The following is a 17,202-nucleotide window of genomic DNA, read 5'->3' on the forward strand; positions in this document are numbered from 1 at the left end:
CGATGGGGGCCGGCCCCACGCGTCCGTCAGCCCGGCCCCCACCGCCTTCCCGAGGAGCCGGTGCCAGGCCGGATCGAACGCGACCTCGTCGATCCGGTGGCCGTACCGGTCGTGGGTCCGCAGCCGCGGCGGATTCGCGTCCGCCCGCTCCCCCCACTCCCGGACCTGCGCCGATCCCGCCGCCCGGCCCAGCACGACGAGGTCCTCGCGGACCTCCGCGCGGAGGTCCGGCGGCAGGTGGCGGTCGACCGCCTCCGTCAGGACGCGATCGGTCGTGAAGACGTCGTACCCGACCAGGGGCGGAGCCTGGTTGGTCACGGTGTGGGAGCGCGGTGCCATGCCGATACGGTAAGCAGGTGCAGGCAGCAAGCGAAACACCCGAACGGCCCGAGCGGCGGCCCTGGAGCAGGCTCCACCGCGCGCGGGTCCTCTACCGCAACGTCTCGAAGCGGAAGATGGCCTGGCTGCTCCTGAAGGACACCGTCAACTCGTGCATCGAGTACCGGATCCTCGGCCTCGCCGCCGAGGCCGCGTTCTTCACCCTGCTGTCGCTGCCGCCGCTGCTCCTCGGCCTGATCGCCCTCCTCGGCTACGCCGACGACTGGACCAACACGGACACCGTGACGAGCATCCAGGAGAACATCCTGCGCGCCGCCGGAACGGTCCTCTCCGACCGGGGCGTGGAGGACATCGCCAAACCGATCCTGGACGACGTGACCCAGGGCAAACGGCCCGACCTGATCTCCCTCGGCTTCGCCATCGCCCTCTGGTCCGGCTCGCGCGCCGTGAACGTCTTCATCGACACCATCACCGTCATGTACGGGCTGGACGGCCACCGCGGCATCGTGAAGACCCGCCTCCTGGCCTTCCTGCTCTACATCGTGGCCCTGTTGATCGGCGCGGTGGTGCTGCCCCTCGCGGTCGTCGGCCCCGACCGGGTCGTCGAACTCGTCCCCTGGGGCACCGAGGTCGTCTCGGTGCTCTACTGGCCGGCCGTCATCCTGCTCTCCATCGCCTTCCTCACCACGCTCTACCACGTGTCCGTGCCCGTCAGATCGCCCTGGATCGAGGACATCCCGGGCGCCCTCGTGGCCCTCGGGATGTGGGTCCTGGGCAGCTTCCTGCTGCGCATCTACCTCACCAGCCAGGTCGAGGGCCCGACGATCTACGGCTCCCTCGCCGCCCCCATCGCCGTCCTCCTCTGGATCGGCATCTCGGCCTTCGCCGTCCTCGTCGGCGCCGCCGTGAACGCCGCCATCGACCGCGTCTGGCCCTCCGTCGCCACCGCCGCGGCCCGCGAGGCCAATGAGCGGGCCCGCGCCTTCCAGGCGGCGGAACTCGTCGCACGCGTGCGTGCGGAGGCCGAGGAGGTCGACGAGGACGACCCCGACATGCCGTCCGAGTTCCCCGAGCGCTGGTCCCGGTTCCTGCCCCCGGACGACGTGAAGTCCCGCCTCCACTCCGGCTGGGAGAAGGACTGACCCACCGGCGGGGGACTACGTTGGCGGGGTGTACGAGGAACGCGCCGCCCTGCTCGACGGAGCCGTCCTGTGGACCGTGACGGCCCGCCCCGCCGCGCGGCCGCCCCGGCCCGTGCTGCCCGACGGCTGCATGGACCTGATCTGGGCCGACGGACACCTCCTCGTCGCCGGACCCGACACACGCGCGCACGTACCGGGCGAGAGCGCGGCGCGGTACGCGGGCCTCCGCTTCGCCCCCGGCGACGCGCCCGCCGTCCTCGGCGTACCGGCCCGTGAACTCCGCGACCGGCGGATCGCCCTCGACGACCTGTGGGGCGCGGCCGAGGCCCGGCGGCTCGCCGAACGGATCACGGCGGCCCCCGACCCGGCGCGCGCCCTCGACGCCCTCGTCCGGCGCCGGGCCGCCGACACGGAGCCGCCCGACCCGCTGATGCGGGCCGTCGCGGCGCGGCTCGCCGCGGGCCGGACGGTCGCCGACACGGCCGAGGCGGTCGGACTCGGCGCCCGCCAGCTGCACCGGCGCTCCCTGGACGCCTTCGGCTACGGCCCCAAGACCCTCGCCCGTATCCTCCGGCTGCGGCGCGCCCTCGACCTCGTCCTGGCCGGAGTTCCCCAGGCGGAGGCCGCCGTCCGCGCGGGCTGCGCCGACCAGGCCCACCTCGCCCGCGAGACCCGCGCGCTGGCCGGCACGACGGTGGGGGACTACAGCGCGTCGGTGTCGGCGAACAGCGAGACGCCCGACCCGTCGGGGTCGAGGACCACGGCGTAGCGCTGTCCCCAGAAGGCGTCCCAGGGCTTCAGATGCCCCCGGTACCCGGCGGCGACCAGCTCCTCGTACACCTCGTCCACGGCCCCGGGCGCGGCGCACCGGAAGGCCAGCTCGATCCGGTTGCCGCCCTCGGGCCGCCGCCACCCCGGATCCAGGGAGCGCACGACCTCCTCCGTGTCCCAGGCGATCCGCAGCCCGCCGGGCAGCGCGGCCTCCACGTGCGGGGACGACTCGGCGCCCTCCGGGATCTCCAGGCCGAGACGGCGGTAGAAGGCGAGCGAGGCGGCCATGTCGGAGACGACGACGCCGATGACGTCGAGACGGGGGGCGATACGGGGGATGAGGTCGGGTGCTGTGTCCATGCCGCCACGGTAGGCGGGGCCCTCCCCACGGGTCTTGTACGAATCGGACGCCGCCCCCGCTCCGGGCGGGGCGACCTCCGGAAGATCGTCCGACGGGATCCGGCCACTCGCCGTCGAGATCCGCCCGACTGGCCTGATTAATATGACTTCCCGTCCCGCTGCTCACGGCCGTCGAGGCCGCCCCACCGCGGGGCCCCTCCTCCTGTCCGCGCCCCGGGGCGCCGGCGCGACACCGCAAGGCGGCACCAGATGCGCGTACTCCTCGTCGAGGACGAGACCGACCTCCGTGAACTCATCGAGGCGGGTCTGAAGGACGCCGGGTACGCCGTCGACGCGGTCGCCGACTGGCCCCAGGCGGACTACCTGCTCGACCTCACCCCGTACGACTGCGTCGTCCTGGACCGGATGGTCCCCTCCGGCGACACCCTCCGCGCGCTCGACGGCCGCCGCCGCGCGGGCTGGTCCACACCCGTCCTCTGCCTGACCGCCCTCCACGCCCTGCCCGACCGGGTCGAGGGCTTCCGCGCCGGGGCCGACGACTACCTCGCGAAGCCCTTCGCCATGGTCGAACTGGTCATGCGGGTCGGCAGCCTCACCCGGCGCGCCCCGGGCCGGCTGCCCGTCCATCTGGCGCACGCGGACGTCGAACTCGACGGGGCCCGCAGGGAGGTCCGCCGGGGCGGCGTGCTGCTCTCGCTGACGCCCAAGGAGTACGCCGTCCTGCACCACCTCCTGGTCCACCGGGAGAGCGTCGTCACCCGGACCGCGCTCGTCGAGCACTGCTGGGACGAGATGGCCGACCCGATGTCCAACGTGGTCGACGCCGTGATGGCCGGACTCCGCCGCAAGCTCGGCTCGCCGCAGCTGATCCGCACCGTGCGCGGCCACGGATTCCTGCTGGGCGGCCCGGCCGGGGACGGCGCGTGACCGACCGGGACCGCGCCGCCGGACCGCGCCGCCGACTGCGCCGGCTCCAGCTGCGGCTCACCCTCGCGTACACGCTCACCACGCTGGTCGGGGTGAGCGTGCTCTCCTGGCTGGTGATCCGCACGGACGGCCGCTCCTGGCGGAACGCGGAGTTCGACGAGATGCGCCGGCACGCGGCGGTCAGCACCTCGCTCATCTACTACACGGACGCGTGGGGCCGGCCGGGCGGCCATGTGCGGCGGGCCGCCGGGTTCCTGGTGGCGTCGCAGCCGGAGGCGGGGCACGGCTGCCCGGTGTCGATGACGCACGCGTCGGTGCCCGCGCTGCGCGCCGAGCCGGAGCTTGCCGAGGTCTGGGTGCCGGCGGCGACCTCGCACGTGTACGAGCGGGAGCTCCGCCCGGTGGCGGAGAAGCCCGGCGCGCTGCTCGGGATGGCGATGACGGAGAAGCAGGGCGGCAGCGACGTCCGGGCGAACACGACGGAGGCGCGTCCGCTGGCCGCCGACGGCGAGTACGTCCTGACGGGGCACAAGTGGTTCTGCTCGGCGCCGATGTCGGACGCCTTCCTGGTCCTCGCCCAGGCGCCGGCGGGGCTGACCTGCTTCCTGGTGCCGCGGGTGCTGGCGGACGGCTCGCGGAACGCGTTCTCGCTGATGCGGCTGAAGGACAAACTGGGCAACCGTTCGAACGCCTCCGCGGAGGTGGAGTTCGACGGGACGACCTGGGCGCGCCGGGTGGGCGAGGAGGGGCGCGGGCTCGCCACGATCATGGGGACGGTCGCGGCGACCCGGGTGGACTGCGTCCTCGGCTCGGCGGCGCTGATGCGGCAGGCGGTCGCCCAGGCCGTGCACCACTGCACGTACCGGGAGGCCTTCGGCGGGCCGCTGGCCGAGAAGCCGCTGATGCGGAACGTGCTCGCGGACCTGGCGCTGGAGTCGGAGGCGGCCACGGTCCTGGGCGTGCGTCTCGCGGCGGCCCACGACGCGGCCGACGCGGAGGGCGGCGAGGCCGAGCGGGAGCGGGCCCTGCTCCGCATCGCCGTTCCGGCGGCGAAGTACTGGGTCACCAAGCGGTGTACGCCGGTGGTGGCGGAGGCGCTGGAGTGTCTGGGCGGCAACGGCTACGTGGAGGAGTCCGGGATGCCCCGGCTGCTGCGGGAGTCGCCGGTCAACTCCGTCTGGGAGGGCTCGGGGAACGTCCAGGCCCTGGACGTGGTCCGGGCGCTGCGGACGGAGCCGGCCGCGCTGGACGCGCTCCTGCGGGAGGTCGGGGCGGCGCGGGGCGCGGACCACCGGCTCGACCGGGCGATCCGGGGGCTGCTCGTGGAACTGGCGGACCTGGACGGGATCGAGGCGCGGGCCCGGCGGCTCACGGAGCGGCTCGCGCTGGTCCTCCAGGGGGCCCTGCTGGTGCGGTGGGCGCCGCCGGAGGTCGCCGACGCGTTCTGCGCGGCGCGGCTGGGCGGGGACGGGGGCGCGGCGTTCGGGACGCTGCCGCACACGCTGGACCTGCGGGCCCGCCCGGAAGTCTGCCGCGCGCGCCAGGGGTGGACCCGTGCGGGTCGGCGCGCGCGGAAAAGCGGGGGTGGTGCTGCGCCGACACGGCACCACCCGCCGCTCGCACCAGCTTCGCCCAGGGGCCGGTCGCCGACCAGAGTTGCAAAGGGTTGCAGGATTACCCGAACCGGGCCTCGCGGGGCGGTCCCGAACGGCACGATGGGCACCGACACTCCGGACATCTGCCCCGTGCAGAACCGATACAGCACCCGGGTGGCTGGGAGACCGATGAAGAACACGCAGCTCGACATGAAGCGGCTCGCCGCCATGGACGCCGCCCGGGCCACCCGGCTGCTCCACCGGGTCCGCGAGGAGACGCTCGCCGGGCGGACGCCCCCGATCGCGCCCCGCCCGGTGATCGACGCCTCGTGGCGGCGGATGGCCCGGCTGGGGCTCGACCCCGACCGGGGGACGAGCACGGTGCTGCTGCCGCCGGACGAGCTGGAGGAGCGGCGCAGGAGCACCCTCCTCTCCGAGGTCATGCGGACGCTCAGCGACGGCCTCGCCGGCATCGCCGACACCTCGCTCCAGATCATGGTCGTCACCGACGAGTACGGCCGGGTGCTGTGGCGGCAGGGGAACCCGGCGGTGATGCGGCAGGCGAACGGCATCTGCCTGGAGGAGGGGGCGTCCTGGGCCGAGCCCACCACCGGGACGAACGCGGTCGGCACGGCCCTCGCCATGGGCCGGGCGGTCCAGGTGCACTCCGCCGAGCACTACGTCCAGGCGCTCCACAACTGGACCTGCGCCGCCGCGCCCGTGCACGACCCGCGCGACCGGCGGCTGCTCGGCATCCTGGACGTGAGCGGTCCCGCGTCCACCTTCCATCCGGCGATGCTGGCCCTGGTCGGTTCGGTGGCCCGGCTCGCCGAGGCGGAGATGCGGGAGCGGCACCACCGCTCGGTCGAGCGGCTGCGGGCGGTGGCCGCGCCGATCCTGTGCCGGGTGGGCGGCCGGGCCGTCGCGGTGGACGGCCACGGCTGGACGGCGGCGGTGACGGGGCTCGCGCCGGTGGACCGGATCGCGCTGCCGAAGTCGTTCCGGGTGGGCCGGATGTGGCTGCCCTCGCTCGGAGTCTGCACGGTGGAGCCGCTGCCCGGCGGCTGGCTGCTGCGGGTCGAGGAGGAGACGCCGGCGGAGGAGCCGGGCGCGGCGGCGGCGAGCCGGGTGGTCCTCGACCTGAGCAGGCCCCGCCGGTGGACGGTGTCCGTCTCGGGGGCCGCGGGCAGCTGGCAACAGGAGCTCAGCCCCCGGCACGCGGAACTCCTCTACGTCCTGGCGCTGCACCGGGACGGCCGGACGGCCGCGGAGCTGGCGGACGACGTCTTCGGCGACCGTACGCGGACGGTGACCGTACGGGCGGAGATGTCCCGGGTACGCCGGAACCTGGCCGGGGTGCTGGCGCACCGCCCGTACCGCTTCCGCGAGGAGGTCGCGGTGGAGGTGCTGCGCCCGGAACGCCCGGCGGACCTGCTGCCGCACTCCCTGGCGCCCGCGGTACGGGGCCCGGGCCGGGGGACGCCGGTCGGGGGCGCCTAGCCCGACTCGGCCTCCGTACTCCCTCGGTACTCCCTCCGTACTCCCTCCGTACTCCCTCGGTACTCCCTCCGGATCCTGCCGACCCCGCCGACTCTCCCTCGCCCCGCCCTGTCCAGCATGCGGACACCGCAGGCCGGGCCGCAGGCGGCGCCGCCCCCGGTCGCCGCGCCGGACGGGGGCGTGATGCGATGAGTCCATGCGCATCACTCTCACCACCTGGTCCCTCGAACAGACCTCGCCGTCCGATCTCCGTCCCTCCCCCGCCCCGGAGGGCGACGACATCACGGTCGCGCGGGCCGCGGTCCCGTCCCCGGAGTACAGCCGCTTCCTCTATACGGCGGTCGGCGGCGACATCCGCTGGAACGACCGGCTGTCGCTCACGTACAAGCAGTGGCAGGAGATCGTCGACAAGCCGGGCGCCGAGATCTGGGTGGCGTACGACAAGGGGACGCCCGCCGGGTACGTGGAGCTGGACCCGCAGGACGACGGGGTCGTGGAGATCGTCTACTTCGGTCTGATCCCGGCCTTCCGGGGGCGCCGGATCGGCGGCCACCTCCTCTCCTTCGGGACGGCGCGGGCCTGGGACCTGGCCGACCGCTGGCCGGGGCGGGAGGCCACCCGGCGCGTCTGGCTGCACACCTGCTCGCTGGACGGCCCGCACGCGATGGCGAACTACGAGCGCCGTGGCTTCCGGCTCTTCGACACCAAGGTGGAGGAGGTCGACGAGAGTGAGACCCCGGGCCCCTGGCCGGGCGCCCACGCCTGACGATCCGGGGCATCGGGGACACGTCGGGAGACGCGTCACGGAACACGTCACCGGACGCACGGCGTCGGGGACCGGCGAAGGGGCCCTGATCAGGGCCCCTTTCGCGTGACCCAGACCACACCGTCTCGACAAGCGAGACGACTATGTCCGCATTCTGGACGATGCTGGACTGGGTCCAAAGTCCCGTGACACGCTTCCGTCATGTCTGGAACTGGAATTGCCTTGGTGAGTCGGCGGCACGTCGACCTGGGCCGCATGTCCAGCGCCATCTGTCCGGCGCGCTGAGAGAACCAGCACCGCCGCGATCACTTTTCAGCACGACTCTGCCCGACCCTGCTGCGCACTGACGCGCCACCCTCCGACCTGCGCGCCAGTGTGCAGGTCAGAGCCGCCCTCTCGCAGTCCCGAAGGACAAGACGCCATGGCCGCCACCCCGGAAAACCCCACTCCCGCCGCCGCACGCCGCAAGACCGGGCGCCACCGTGGCGAGGGTCAGTGGGCCGTGGGGCACTTCACCCCGCTGAACGGCAATGAGCAGTTCAAGAAGGACGACGACGGTCTCAACGTACGGACACGTATTGAGACGGTCTACTCGAAGCGCGGATTCGACTCCATCGACCCCAACGACCTGCGCGGACGCATGCGCTGGTGGGGCCTCTACACCCAGCGCAAGCAGGGTCTGGACGGCACCAAGACGGGTGTCCTGGAGCCGGAGGAGCTGGACGACGAGTACTTCATGCTCCGCGTCCGCATCGACGGCGGCCGGCTGACGACCGAGCAGCTCCGGGTGATCGGCGAGATCTCCGAGGAGTTCGCCCGGGGCACCGCCGACATCACGGACCGGCAGAACGTCCAGTACCACTGGATCCGCATCGAGGACGTCCCCGAGATCTGGAACCGCCTGGAGGCGGTCGGCCTGTCCACCACCGAGGCCTGCGGCGACACCCCGCGTGTCATCCTCGGCTCCCCGGTGGCCGGCATCGCGGCCGACGAGATCATCGACGGCACGCCCGCCATCGACGAGATCTACCGCCGCATCGTCGGCAACAAGGACTTCTCCAACCTGCCCCGCAAGTTCAAGTCCGCGGTCTCCGGCTCGCCGCAGCTCGACGTGGCGCACGAGATCAACGACATCGCCTTCGTCGGCGTGCACCACCCGGAGCACGGCCCCGGCTTCGACGTCTGGGTCGGCGGCGGCCTCTCCACCAACCCCAAGCTGGGCGTCCGCCTCGGCACCTGGGTCTCCCTCGACGAGGTCCCGGACGTCTACGAGGGCGTCATCTCGATCTTCCGCGACTACGGCTACCGCCGGCTGCGCAACCGCGCCCGCCTGAAGTTCCTCGTCGCCGACTGGGGCCCGGAGAAGTTCCGCAAGGTCCTGGAGGACGAGTACCTCAAGCGCACGCTGACCGACGGCCCCGCCCCCGAGCAGCCCGCCGGCCAGTGGCGCGACCACATGGGCGTGCACCGGCAGAACGACGGCCGGTTCTACATCGGCTTCGCCCCGCGGGTGGGCCGGGTCGACGGCGCCACGCTGACCAAGATCGCCGGCCTGGCCGAGCAGCACGGCTCCGGCCGCCTGCGCACCACCGCGGACCAGAAGATGATCCTCCTCGACGTCGAGGAGGCCCAGCTCGACTCGGCGGTCGCCGCGCTGGAGGCCCTCGACCTGCGGGTGAACCCGACGCCGTTCCGGCGCGGCACCATGGCCTGCACCGGCATCGAGTTCTGCAAGCTCGCGATCGTCGAGACCAAGGCCCGCGGCGCCTCGCTCATCGACGAACTGGAGCGCCGCGTCCCGGACTTCGACGAGCCGCTGACAATCAACATCAACGGCTGCCCGAACGCCTGCGCCCGCATCCAGGTCGCCGACATCGGCCTCAAGGGCCAGCTGGTCCTGGACGACGACGGCAACCGCGTCGAGGGCTACCAGGTGCACCTCGGCGGCGCACTCGGCCTGGAGCCCGGCTTCGGCCGCAAGGTCCGCGGCCTCAAGGTCACCGCGGCCGAGCTCCCCGACTACGTGGAGCGAGTCCTCAAGCGCTTCCAGGCGGAGCGCGAGACCGGCGAGCGCTTCGCCACCTGGGCCGCCCGCGCCTCCGAGGAGGCCCTGTCATGAGCGAGCGTGCCGCCCCCTTCCACTGCCCCTACTGCGGCGACGAGGACCTGCGTCCCAACGAGCAGGGCCACGGCGCCTGGGAATGCGCCGCGTGCAGTCGAGCCTTCCAGTTGAAGTTCCTGGGGCTGCTCGCCCCCGGATCTTCGGGCAAAGCCCCTGGAGGGAAAGAGATATGACGCTCACTCAGCACGCCACCGCGGCCGACCTCAAGGCACTCGCCGAGCAGGCCGGCCGCGATCTGGAGGACGCCTCCGCACTGGAGATCCTCCGCTGGGCCGTCGACACCTTCGGCGACCGCTTCTGCGTGACCTCCTCCATGGAGGACGCGGTCGTCGCCCACCTCGCCTCGCGGGTCCGGCCCGGCGTCGACGTCGTCTTCCTCGACACCGGCTACCACTTCGAGGAGACCATCGGCACCCGTGACGCCGTGGACGCCGTCATGGACGTCCGCGTGATCACCCTGACCCCGCGCCAGACGGTGGCCGAGCAGGACGCCGAGCACGGCCCCAGGCTGCACGACCGCGACCCCGACCTGTGCTGCGCGCTGCGCAAGGTCAAGCCCCTGGAGGACGGCCTCACCGGCTACGGCGCGTGGGCCACCGGCCTGCGCCGCGACGAGTCCCCCACCCGGGCGAACACCCCGGTCGTCGGCTGGGACGAGAAGCGCCAGAAGGTCAAGGTCTCCCCCATCGCCCGCTGGACGCAGGACGACGTCGACGCGTACGTCACGGAGCACGGCGTCCTCACCAACCCGCTCCTGATGGACGGTTACGCCTCCGTCGGCTGCGCCCCCTGCACCCGCCGCGTCCTGGAGGGCGAGGACGCCCGCGCCGGACGCTGGGCGGGACGCGGCAAGACCGAATGCGGGCTGCACGGATGACGGACACTCAGGAAGTTCAGGAGAAGCACGTGACGGGTGCCACCATCTGGCTCACCGGCCTGCCGAGCGCCGGCAAGACCACCATCGCGTACGAGCTGGCCGGCCGGCTCCGCGAGGAGGGCCACCGGGTCGAGGTGCTCGACGGCGACGAGATCCGCGAGTTCCTCTCCGCGGGCCTCGGCTTCAGCCGCGAGGACCGGCACACCAACGTGCAGCGGATCGGGTTCGTCGCGGAACTCCTCGCCTCCAACGGCGTGAAGGCCCTCGTGCCCGTCATCGCCCCCTACGAGGACAGCCGCGAGGCGGTCCGCAAGCGCCACGCCACCGAAGGCACCCCCTACGTCGAGGTGCACGTCGCCACCCCCGTCGACGTCTGCTCCGTCCGCGACGTGAAGGGCCTCTACGCCAAGCAGGCCGCCGGCGAGATCAGCGGCCTCACCGGCGTCGACGACCCGTACGACGAGCCGCGCGACCCGGATCTCCGGATCGAGTCCCACACCCAGACCGTGCAGGAGTCCGCGGCGCAGCTCCACGCGCTGCTCACCGAGAGGGGTCTGCTGTGACCACCGTCGCCCATGTACACGACAGCACCGACAACCCGTTCGCGCTGTCGCACCTGGACTCCCTGGAGTCCGAGGCCGTCCACATCTTCCGTGAGGTGGCGGGCGAGTTCGAGCGGCCGGTGATCCTCTTCTCCGGCGGCAAGGACTCCATCGTCATGCTGCACCTGGCGCTGAAGGCCTTCGCCCCCGCGGCGATCCCCTTCACGCTGCTGCACGTCGACACCGGGCACAACTTCCCCGAGGTCCTGGAGTACCGCGACCGCACCGTCGCCGAGCACGGCCTGCGGCTGCACGTCGCCTCCGTGCAGGACTACATCGACGCCGGGAAGCTCCGCGAGCGCCCCGACGGCACCCGCAACCCGCTCCAGACGGTGCCGCTCACCGAGGCGATCCAGCAGCACCGCTTCGACGCCGTGTTCGGCGGCGGCCGCCGCGACGAGGAGAAGGCCCGCGCCAAGGAGCGGGTCTTCTCGCTCCGCGACGAGTTCTCGCAGTGGGACCCGCGCCGGCAGCGCCCCGAGCTCTGGCAGCTCTACAACGGCCGGCACGCCCCCGGCGAGCACGTCCGCGTCTTCCCGCTGTCCAACTGGACCGAGCTGGACGTCTGGCAGTACATCCAGCGCGAGAAGATCGAGCTCCCGGGCATCTACTTCGCGCACGAGCGCGAGGTCTTCGCCCGCAACGGGATGTGGCTGACGGCCGGCGACTGGGGCGGCCCGAAGGAGTCCGAGACCACGGAGAAGCGGCTGATCCGCTACCGCACCGTCGGCGACATGTCCTGCACCGGCGCCGTCGACTCCGACGCCACCACGCTGGACGCCGTCATCGCCGAGATCGCCGCCTCCCGGCTCACCGAGCGGGGCGCCACCCGCGCCGACGACAAGATGTCCGAGGCCGCGATGGAAGACCGCAAGCGCGAAGGGTACTTCTAATGAGCACGTCCACCGAGCAGCTGACCGAGCAGCTGGCGGCCACCACCCTGCTGCGCTTCGCCACCGCCGGCTCCGTCGACGACGGCAAGTCCACCCTGGTGGGCCGGCTCCTCCACGACTCCAAGTCGGTCCTGGCCGACCAGCTGGAGGCCGTGGAGCACGCCTCGCGCTCCCGCGGCCAGGAGGCCCCCGACCTGGCGCTCCTCACCGACGGACTGCGGGCCGAACGCGAGCAGGGCATCACCATCGACGTGGCCTACCGCTACTTCGCCACGCCCCGCCGCCGCTTCATCCTCGCCGACACCCCCGGGCACGTGCAGTACACCCGGAACATGGTGACCGGCGCCTCCACCGCCGAGCTGGCCGTGGTCCTCGTCGACGCCCGCAACGGCGTCGTCGAGCAGACCCGCCGGCACGCCGCCGTCGCCGCCCTCCTCCGCGTCCCGCACGTGGTCCTGGCCGTGAACAAGATGGACCTGGTCGACTACCGGGAGCCCGTCTTCGCCGCGATCGCCGAGGAGTTCACGACGTACGCCTCCGAGCTCGGCGTCCCGGAGATCACCGCGATCCCGATCTCCGCGCTGGCCGGCGACAACGTCGTGGAGCCGTCCGCGAACATGGACTGGTACGGCGGCCCGACGGTCCTGGAGCACCTGGAGACCGTCCCGGTCAGCCACGACCTGACGGCCTGCCACGCCCGGTTCCCGGTGCAGTACGTGATCCGGCCGCAGACCGCCGAGCACCCCGACTACCGGGGCTACGCGGGCCAGATCGCCGCCGGCGCCTTCCGGGTGGGCGAGGAGGTCACCGTCCTGCCCTCCGGGAGGACCTCCACCATCGCCGGGATCGACGCCTTGGGCGAGCCCGTGGACATCGCCTGGGCCCCGCAGTCCGTCACCATCCGGCTCGCCGACGACATCGACATCTCGCGCGGCGACCTGCTCGCCCCGAGCGGTGACGCCCCGGCGACCACGCAGGACGTCGAGGCGACCGTCTGCCACGTGGCGGACCGGGCGCTCGCCGTCGGCCAGCGGGTGCTGCTCAAGCACACCACCCGCACGGTCAAGGCGATCGTCAAGGAGATCCCCTCGCGGCTGACCCTGGACGACCTCTCGCAGCACCCGAACCCGGGGCAGCTGGTCACCAACGACATCGGCCGGGTCGTGGTGCGCACCGCCGAGCCGCTCGCGCTCGACACGTACGCCGACTCGCGCCGCACCGGTTCGTTCCTGCTGATCGACCCGGCGGACGGCACCACGCTCGCGGCGGGCATGGCGGGCGACTCCTTCGCCACCGCCAAGGCCGTCGTGGTCGACGGAAGCGCCGAGAACCACAACGCCGACGAGGAAGGGTGGGACTTCTGACATGAGCGAGAACGTCTACGCGACCTTCGCGAAGGAAGGCGGCCGGGTGGGCTCCGGCGCCCTCGGCGCGGGCATGGGAGGCGTCGCGCGATGTGCGTGCTGACCTCGACGCGCCGCCCGTGCGGCGCGACCCCGCTCCACCCGCTCCACCCCGAACGACATAGACGCAGACTTCGAAAACGCTGAATCGAGGGGAACACCTCCCGTGCCTGCCACCACCCGTACCACCCTGCGCCGCGGCCTCGCCGCCGCCGCCGCTCTGCCGCTGCTGATCGGCGCTCTCGCCTCCTGCGGCTACGGCTCCGACGCCAAGAACGACGAGAAGAAGGTGGCAGCCGAGGGCAAGAAGCTCTCCGCCGACACCGTACGGCTCGGGTACTTCCCCAACCTCACGCACGCGACGGCGCTGATCGGCGTCAAGGACGGCCTGATCCAGAAGGAGCTGGGCGGCACCGAGCTCAAGCCGCAGACCTTCAACGCCGGCCCGTCCGAGATCGAGGCGCTCAACGGCGGCTCGCTCGACATCGGCTTCATCGGCCCCTCGCCGTCCATCAACGCGTACGTCAAGTCCAAGGGCAAGAACCTGCGGATCATCTCCGGCTCCGCCTCCGGCGGCGTCAAGCTGGTCGTGAACCCGGACAAGATCAAGACCCTGGACGACCTCAAGGGCAAGCGGATCGCCACCCCCCAGAAGGGGAACACGCAGGACGTCGCGCTCCTCAACTGGATCGCGGAGAAGGGCTGGAAGGTCGACCCGGAGTCCGGCAAGGGTGACGTCTCCGTCGTCCGCACGGACAACAAGGTGACCCCGGACGCCTTCAAGTCCGGTTCCATCGACGGCGCCTGGGTGCCCGAGCCGACCGCCTCCAAGCTGGTCGCCCAGGGCGGTTCCGTCCTCCTCGACGAGACCACTCTGTGGCCCGAGAAGAAGTTCGTGATCACGAACATCATCGTGTCGCAGAAGTTCCTCACGGAGCACCCGGACGTGGTCGAGGCCGTGCTGACGGGCACGGTGAAGACGAACGAGTGGATCAACGCCAACCCGGACAAGGCGAAGGCGTCCGCCAACGCGGCGCTGAAGTCCCTCGGCGGGAAGGCGCTGGACGCCAAGGTCATCGACCCGGCGTGGCCGAGCATCGCGATCACCGACGACCCGCTGGCCGCGACGCTGAAGACCCAGTCCGAGTGGGCGGTCAAGGCGCAGCTCATCAAGCAGCCCGACCTGGCCGGCATCTACGACCTGAAGCTCCTCAACAAGGTGCTGAAGGCCGCCGGCAAGCCCGAGGTCGCCGACGCCGGTCTCGGCGTCAAGTAACCGCCGAGCCGACGAACCAGACCGCGAATCCGTAACCCCAGGAGGTGACGACCATGGCCACGACGTTCGCCAAGGCTGCCGAGGGCACCGTAGCGGAGCAGACGCACGCCGCCCGGATCGAGCACGTCTCGAAGTCCTTCTCCGGCCCGGCCGGTACCCAGCTCGTCCTGGACGACGTCACTCTCGACGTCGCGCCCGGCGAGTTCGTCACCATCCTGGGGGCATCGGGGTGCGGCAAGTCCACCCTGCTCAACCTGGTCGCGGGGCTCGACCGGCCGACCCAGGGGTCCATCGAGACCCCGGGCGGCCGGCCGGCCCTGATGTTCCAGGAGCACGCCCTGTTCCCGTGGCTGACCGCGGGCAAGAACATCGAACTGGCCCTGCGGCTGCGCGGGGTGTCCAAGGCCGAGCGGAGGCCGGAGGCCGAGCGGCTGCTCGAACTGGTCCGGCTCGGCGGTGCGTACGGCAAGCGGGTGCACGAGCTGTCCGGCGGCATGCGGCAGCGCGTGGCGCTCGCCCGGGCGCTGGCCCAGGACAGCCAACTGCTGCTGATGGACGAGCCGTTCGCGGCCCTGGACGCCATCACCCGGGACGTCCTGCACGGCGAGCTCACCCGCATCTGGGAGGAGACCAACCTCTCCGTCCTCTTCGTCACCCACAACGTGCGCGAGGCCGTACGGCTCGCGCAGCGGGTCGTACTGCTCTCCTCCCGTCCCGGCCGGGTCGCGAAGGAATGGACCGTGGGCATCCCGCAGCCGCGCCGCATCGAGGACGCGGACGTGGCCGAGCTGTCCCTTGAGATCACTGAACACCTGCGTGGGGAGATCCGCCGCCATGGCCAGCACTGACACCGCAGCGACGGTCAAGAAGGACGACCTCGCCGGTCTGGAGGCAGGTCTCGACGCCCTGGACGCGGTCGAGATCCGCCGCACCCCGGTCCGGGAGGTTCTCCTCAAGAAGGTCTTCCCGCCCACCCTCGCCGTCGTCCTCGTCCTCGCCGTCTGGCAGATCCTCGTCTCCGCGAAGATCACCGACGAGACGAAGCTGCCCGCCCCGTCCGCGGTCTGGGACGGCCTGACCGACATGTGGCTCCAGGGCACCCTCCTGGAGGTCATCTGGACCAGCGTGTCCCGGGGCCTGGCCGGCTTCCTGCTGGCCCTGGCCATCGGCACCCCGCTGGGCCTGCTCGTGGCCCGGGTGAAGTTCGTGCGCGCCGCGATCGGCCCGATCCTGTCGGGTCTCCAGTCGCTCCCCTCGGTGGCGTGGGTGCCGCCGGCGGTGCTCTGGTTCGGCCTGAACGACGCGATGATGTTCACGGTGATCCTGCTGGGCGCCGTCCCGTCCATCGCCAACGGTCTGGTCTCCGGCGTGGACCAGGTCCCGCCGCTCTTCCTGCGGGCCGGCCGCACCATGGGCGCCACCGGACTGCGGGGCACCTGGCACGTGACGCTGCCCGCCGCGCTCCCCGGCTACCTGGCCGGTCTGAAGCAGGGCTGGGCGTTCTCCTGGCGCTCGCTGATGGCCGCCGAGATCATCGCCTCCTCCCCCGACCTGGGCCTCGGCCTCGGCCAGTTGCTGGAGAACGGCCGGAACAACATCGACCTGCCCGGCGTGTTCCTGGCGATCCTGCTGATCCTGGTCGTCGGCATCGCCATCGACCTGCTGATCTTCAGCCCGCTGGAGCGCTGGGTGCTCCGCAGCCGCGGTCTGCTGGTGAAGTGAGCCGATCCCCCATGAACCGACCCGTCCTCCTCGTGATCGCCCACGGCAGCCGCGACCCGCGGCACGCGGCGACCGTCCAGACGCTGGTGCGCCGGGCCGCCGCGCTGCGGCCGGGGCTGCGCGTGGAGACGGCGTTCCTGGACTTCAACCTGCCGTCGGTGCCCGGGGTGCTCGACCGGCTCGCCGCCGAGGGCGTCCGGGACGTGGTGGCGCTGCCGTTGCTGCTGACCCGGGCGTTCCACGCGAAGGCCGACATCCCCGCCGTACTGCGCCAGGCGCCGCCGTCCCTGCGGATCCGCCAGACGGAGGTGCTCGGCCCCTCGCCGCTGCTCGTCGCGGCGGTGGAACGGCGGCTGTACGAGGCCGGGCTCGGGCCCGGCGACAAGAGCGCGACCGGGGTCGTCCTGGCCTCGGCGGGCTCCACAGACCCGGAGGCGATCGCGGTGATCGCAGAAACGGCGCGGGAGCTGCGGCGCACCGGTTGGTGCTCCGTGCGGCCCGCGTTCGCCTCCGCATCCCTTCCGCGCACCGAGGACGCCGTGCGCGCCCTGCGCGGGGAGCCGGGCGTGCGGCGGGTGGCCGTCGCCCCGTACGTGATCGCCCCCGGCCGCCTCCCGGACCGCATCGCGGCGGGCGCGGCGGAGGCGGACGTCCTCGCGGATGTCCTGGGTCCCTCCCCGGAGTTGGCCCGGCTGCTGCTGGAGCGCTACGACGCCGCGCACGCGCCGCGCGTCGCCGTGGCGCACTCGGCCTGACCGGCGGGGCGCTCCCGGGGTCTGCCTTTCGGACGATTCGGCCGGTCGAATGGATGCGACGAACCTCATGGGGTGAACCGTGCATCCTTCACCCCCCTTCGAGCGTCTTCTGTGCACCGGGTCTTTTGCGGCCCGGGATGACATCGGTTCCT

The 17,202-nt window shown here is 72.4% G+C and carries 16 protein-coding genes and 3 pseudogenes; 17 read left to right on the forward strand and 2 right to left on the reverse strand.

All coding sequences use genetic code 11. The features are described from left to right. A pseudogene (locus EAO70_RS11470) lies at positions 1-339 on the reverse strand (DNA alkylation response protein); the annotation flags it as partial. Positions 340-356: 17 nt separating this feature from the next. On the opposite strand from EAO70_RS11470, the gene EAO70_RS11475 reads away from it, so the two are divergent. Continuing rightward, the gene (locus EAO70_RS11475) at positions 357-1,481 is read left to right on the forward strand and encodes a YihY/virulence factor BrkB family protein (RefSeq protein ID WP_148002878.1); all 1,125 of its coding nucleotides are present in this window, start codon (positions 357-359) and stop codon (positions 1,479-1,481) included. 28 nt (positions 1,482-1,509) lie between these two features. Then, positions 1,510-2,250, forward strand: a complete 741-nt coding sequence (locus tag EAO70_RS11480) for a helix-turn-helix domain-containing protein (protein WP_148002879.1) — start codon at positions 1,510-1,512, stop codon at positions 2,248-2,250. Here the strand turns inward: EAO70_RS11480 and EAO70_RS11485 are convergent. Further along, complete coding sequence (locus EAO70_RS11485; RefSeq protein WP_187283843.1) at positions 2,184-2,612, reverse strand: VOC family protein; 429 nt, start codon at positions 2,610-2,612, stop codon at positions 2,184-2,186. The genes EAO70_RS11480 and EAO70_RS11485 overlap by 67 nt on opposite strands. A 249-nt stretch (positions 2,613-2,861) precedes the next feature. Here EAO70_RS11485 and EAO70_RS11490 point away from each other — a divergent pair, with 249 nt between their 5' ends. From EAO70_RS11490 to EAO70_RS11555, 15 genes and pseudogenes are all read left to right on the forward strand, one after another. Next, positions 2,862-3,539, forward strand: a complete 678-nt coding sequence (locus EAO70_RS11490; RefSeq protein ID WP_148002880.1) for a response regulator transcription factor — start codon at positions 2,862-2,864, stop codon at positions 3,537-3,539. 203 nt (positions 3,540-3,742) lie between these two features. Then, a pseudogene (locus EAO70_RS11495) lies at positions 3,743-5,068 on the forward strand (acyl-CoA dehydrogenase family protein); the annotation flags it as partial. A 504-nt stretch (positions 5,069-5,572) separates the two neighbouring features. Continuing rightward, positions 5,573-6,634: pseudogene (locus EAO70_RS11500) on the forward strand (GAF domain-containing protein); the annotation flags it as partial. 196 nt (positions 6,635-6,830) lie between these two features. After that, complete coding sequence (locus EAO70_RS11505) at positions 6,831-7,400, forward strand: GNAT family N-acetyltransferase (protein ID WP_148002881.1); 570 nt, start codon at positions 6,831-6,833, stop codon at positions 7,398-7,400. Between the two features lie 201 nt (positions 7,401-7,601). Further along, a complete protein-coding gene (locus tag EAO70_RS40000; RefSeq protein WP_310591794.1) occupies positions 7,602-7,685 on the forward strand; it encodes a putative leader peptide in 84 nt (27 codons plus the stop codon). A 136-nt stretch (positions 7,686-7,821) separates the two neighbouring features. Continuing rightward, the gene (locus tag EAO70_RS11510) at positions 7,822-9,519 is read left to right on the forward strand and encodes a nitrite/sulfite reductase (protein ID WP_148002882.1); all 1,698 of its coding nucleotides are present in this window, start codon (positions 7,822-7,824) and stop codon (positions 9,517-9,519) included. Beyond that, positions 9,516-9,695, forward strand: a complete 180-nt coding sequence (locus tag EAO70_RS11515; RefSeq protein WP_148002883.1) for a hypothetical protein — start codon at positions 9,516-9,518, stop codon at positions 9,693-9,695. Before EAO70_RS11510 ends, EAO70_RS11515 begins: the two co-directional genes overlap by 4 nt. Further along, complete coding sequence (locus EAO70_RS11520) at positions 9,692-10,399, forward strand: phosphoadenylyl-sulfate reductase (RefSeq protein WP_148002884.1); 708 nt, start codon at positions 9,692-9,694, stop codon at positions 10,397-10,399. The genes EAO70_RS11515 and EAO70_RS11520 overlap by 4 nt, the downstream gene beginning before the upstream one ends. Continuing rightward, positions 10,381-10,962 carry an adenylyl-sulfate kinase gene (cysC, locus tag EAO70_RS11525; RefSeq protein ID WP_383439369.1) on the forward strand — a complete coding sequence of 194 codons (582 nt, stop codon included), beginning with the start codon at positions 10,381-10,383 and terminating at the stop codon, positions 10,960-10,962. The genes EAO70_RS11520 and cysC overlap by 19 nt, the downstream gene beginning before the upstream one ends. Next, positions 10,959-11,894 carry a sulfate adenylyltransferase subunit CysD gene (gene cysD / locus EAO70_RS11530; RefSeq protein ID WP_148002886.1) on the forward strand — a complete coding sequence of 312 codons (936 nt, stop codon included), beginning with the start codon at positions 10,959-10,961 and terminating at the stop codon, positions 11,892-11,894. The genes cysC and cysD overlap by 4 nt, the downstream gene beginning before the upstream one ends. Continuing rightward, a complete protein-coding gene (locus EAO70_RS11535; RefSeq protein WP_148002887.1) occupies positions 11,894-13,258 on the forward strand; it encodes a sulfate adenylyltransferase subunit 1 in 1,365 nt (454 codons plus the stop codon). Before cysD ends, EAO70_RS11535 begins: the two co-directional genes overlap by 1 nt. 205 nt (positions 13,259-13,463) lie before the next feature. After that, entirely contained in the window at positions 13,464-14,573 is a 1,110-nt protein-coding gene (locus EAO70_RS11540) for an aliphatic sulfonate ABC transporter substrate-binding protein (RefSeq protein WP_148002888.1), read from the forward strand. Between the two features lie 53 nt (positions 14,574-14,626). Next, positions 14,627-15,421, forward strand: coding sequence for an ABC transporter ATP-binding protein (locus tag EAO70_RS11545; protein ID WP_148002889.1), 795 nt, complete (start codon positions 14,627-14,629; stop codon positions 15,419-15,421). Further along, positions 15,408-16,295: an ABC transporter permease gene (locus tag EAO70_RS11550; protein ID WP_148002890.1), complete on the forward strand. Its 888-nt coding sequence runs from the start codon at positions 15,408-15,410 to the stop codon at positions 16,293-16,295. The genes EAO70_RS11545 and EAO70_RS11550 overlap by 14 nt, the downstream gene beginning before the upstream one ends. Before the next feature lie 11 nt (positions 16,296-16,306). Next, complete coding sequence (locus EAO70_RS11555; protein WP_148002891.1) at positions 16,307-17,050, forward strand: sirohydrochlorin chelatase; 744 nt, start codon at positions 16,307-16,309, stop codon at positions 17,048-17,050. Positions 17,051-17,202 lie beyond the last annotated feature (152 nt).

The sequence above is a fragment of the Streptomyces sp. adm13(2018) genome, from assembly GCF_008042145.1.
Classification (GTDB): Bacteria; Actinomycetota; Actinomycetes; order Streptomycetales; family Streptomycetaceae; genus Streptomyces.

What these genes read in the sequence shown, in the direction of transcription:
- EAO70_RS11485 (WP_187283843.1), bottom strand. Translation starts at nt 2,612, where the DNA reads ATGGACACAGCACCCGACCTCATCCCCCGTATCGCCCCCCGTCTCGAC.
- EAO70_RS11490 (WP_148002880.1), top strand. Translation starts at nt 2,862, where the DNA reads ATGCGCGTACTCCTCGTCGAGGACGAGACCGACCTCCGTGAACTCATC.
- EAO70_RS11505 (WP_148002881.1), top strand. Translation starts at nt 6,831, where the DNA reads ATGCGCATCACTCTCACCACCTGGTCCCTCGAACAGACCTCGCCGTCC.
- EAO70_RS40000 (WP_310591794.1), top strand. Translation starts at nt 7,602, where the DNA reads ATGTCTGGAACTGGAATTGCCTTGGTGAGTCGGCGGCACGTCGACCTG.
- EAO70_RS11510 (WP_148002882.1), top strand. Translation starts at nt 7,822, where the DNA reads ATGGCCGCCACCCCGGAAAACCCCACTCCCGCCGCCGCACGCCGCAAG.
- EAO70_RS11515 (WP_148002883.1), top strand. Translation starts at nt 9,516, where the DNA reads ATGAGCGAGCGTGCCGCCCCCTTCCACTGCCCCTACTGCGGCGACGAG.
- EAO70_RS11520 (WP_148002884.1), top strand. Translation starts at nt 9,692, where the DNA reads ATGACGCTCACTCAGCACGCCACCGCGGCCGACCTCAAGGCACTCGCC.
- cysC (WP_383439369.1), top strand. Translation starts at nt 10,381, where the DNA reads ATGCGGGCTGCACGGATGACGGACACTCAGGAAGTTCAGGAGAAGCAC.
- EAO70_RS11535 (WP_148002887.1), top strand. Translation starts at nt 11,894, where the DNA reads ATGAGCACGTCCACCGAGCAGCTGACCGAGCAGCTGGCGGCCACCACC.
- EAO70_RS11545 (WP_148002889.1), top strand. Translation starts at nt 14,627, where the DNA reads ATGGCCACGACGTTCGCCAAGGCTGCCGAGGGCACCGTAGCGGAGCAG.
- EAO70_RS11550 (WP_148002890.1), top strand. Translation starts at nt 15,408, where the DNA reads ATGGCCAGCACTGACACCGCAGCGACGGTCAAGAAGGACGACCTCGCC.
- EAO70_RS11555 (WP_148002891.1), top strand. Translation starts at nt 16,307, where the DNA reads ATGAACCGACCCGTCCTCCTCGTGATCGCCCACGGCAGCCGCGACCCG.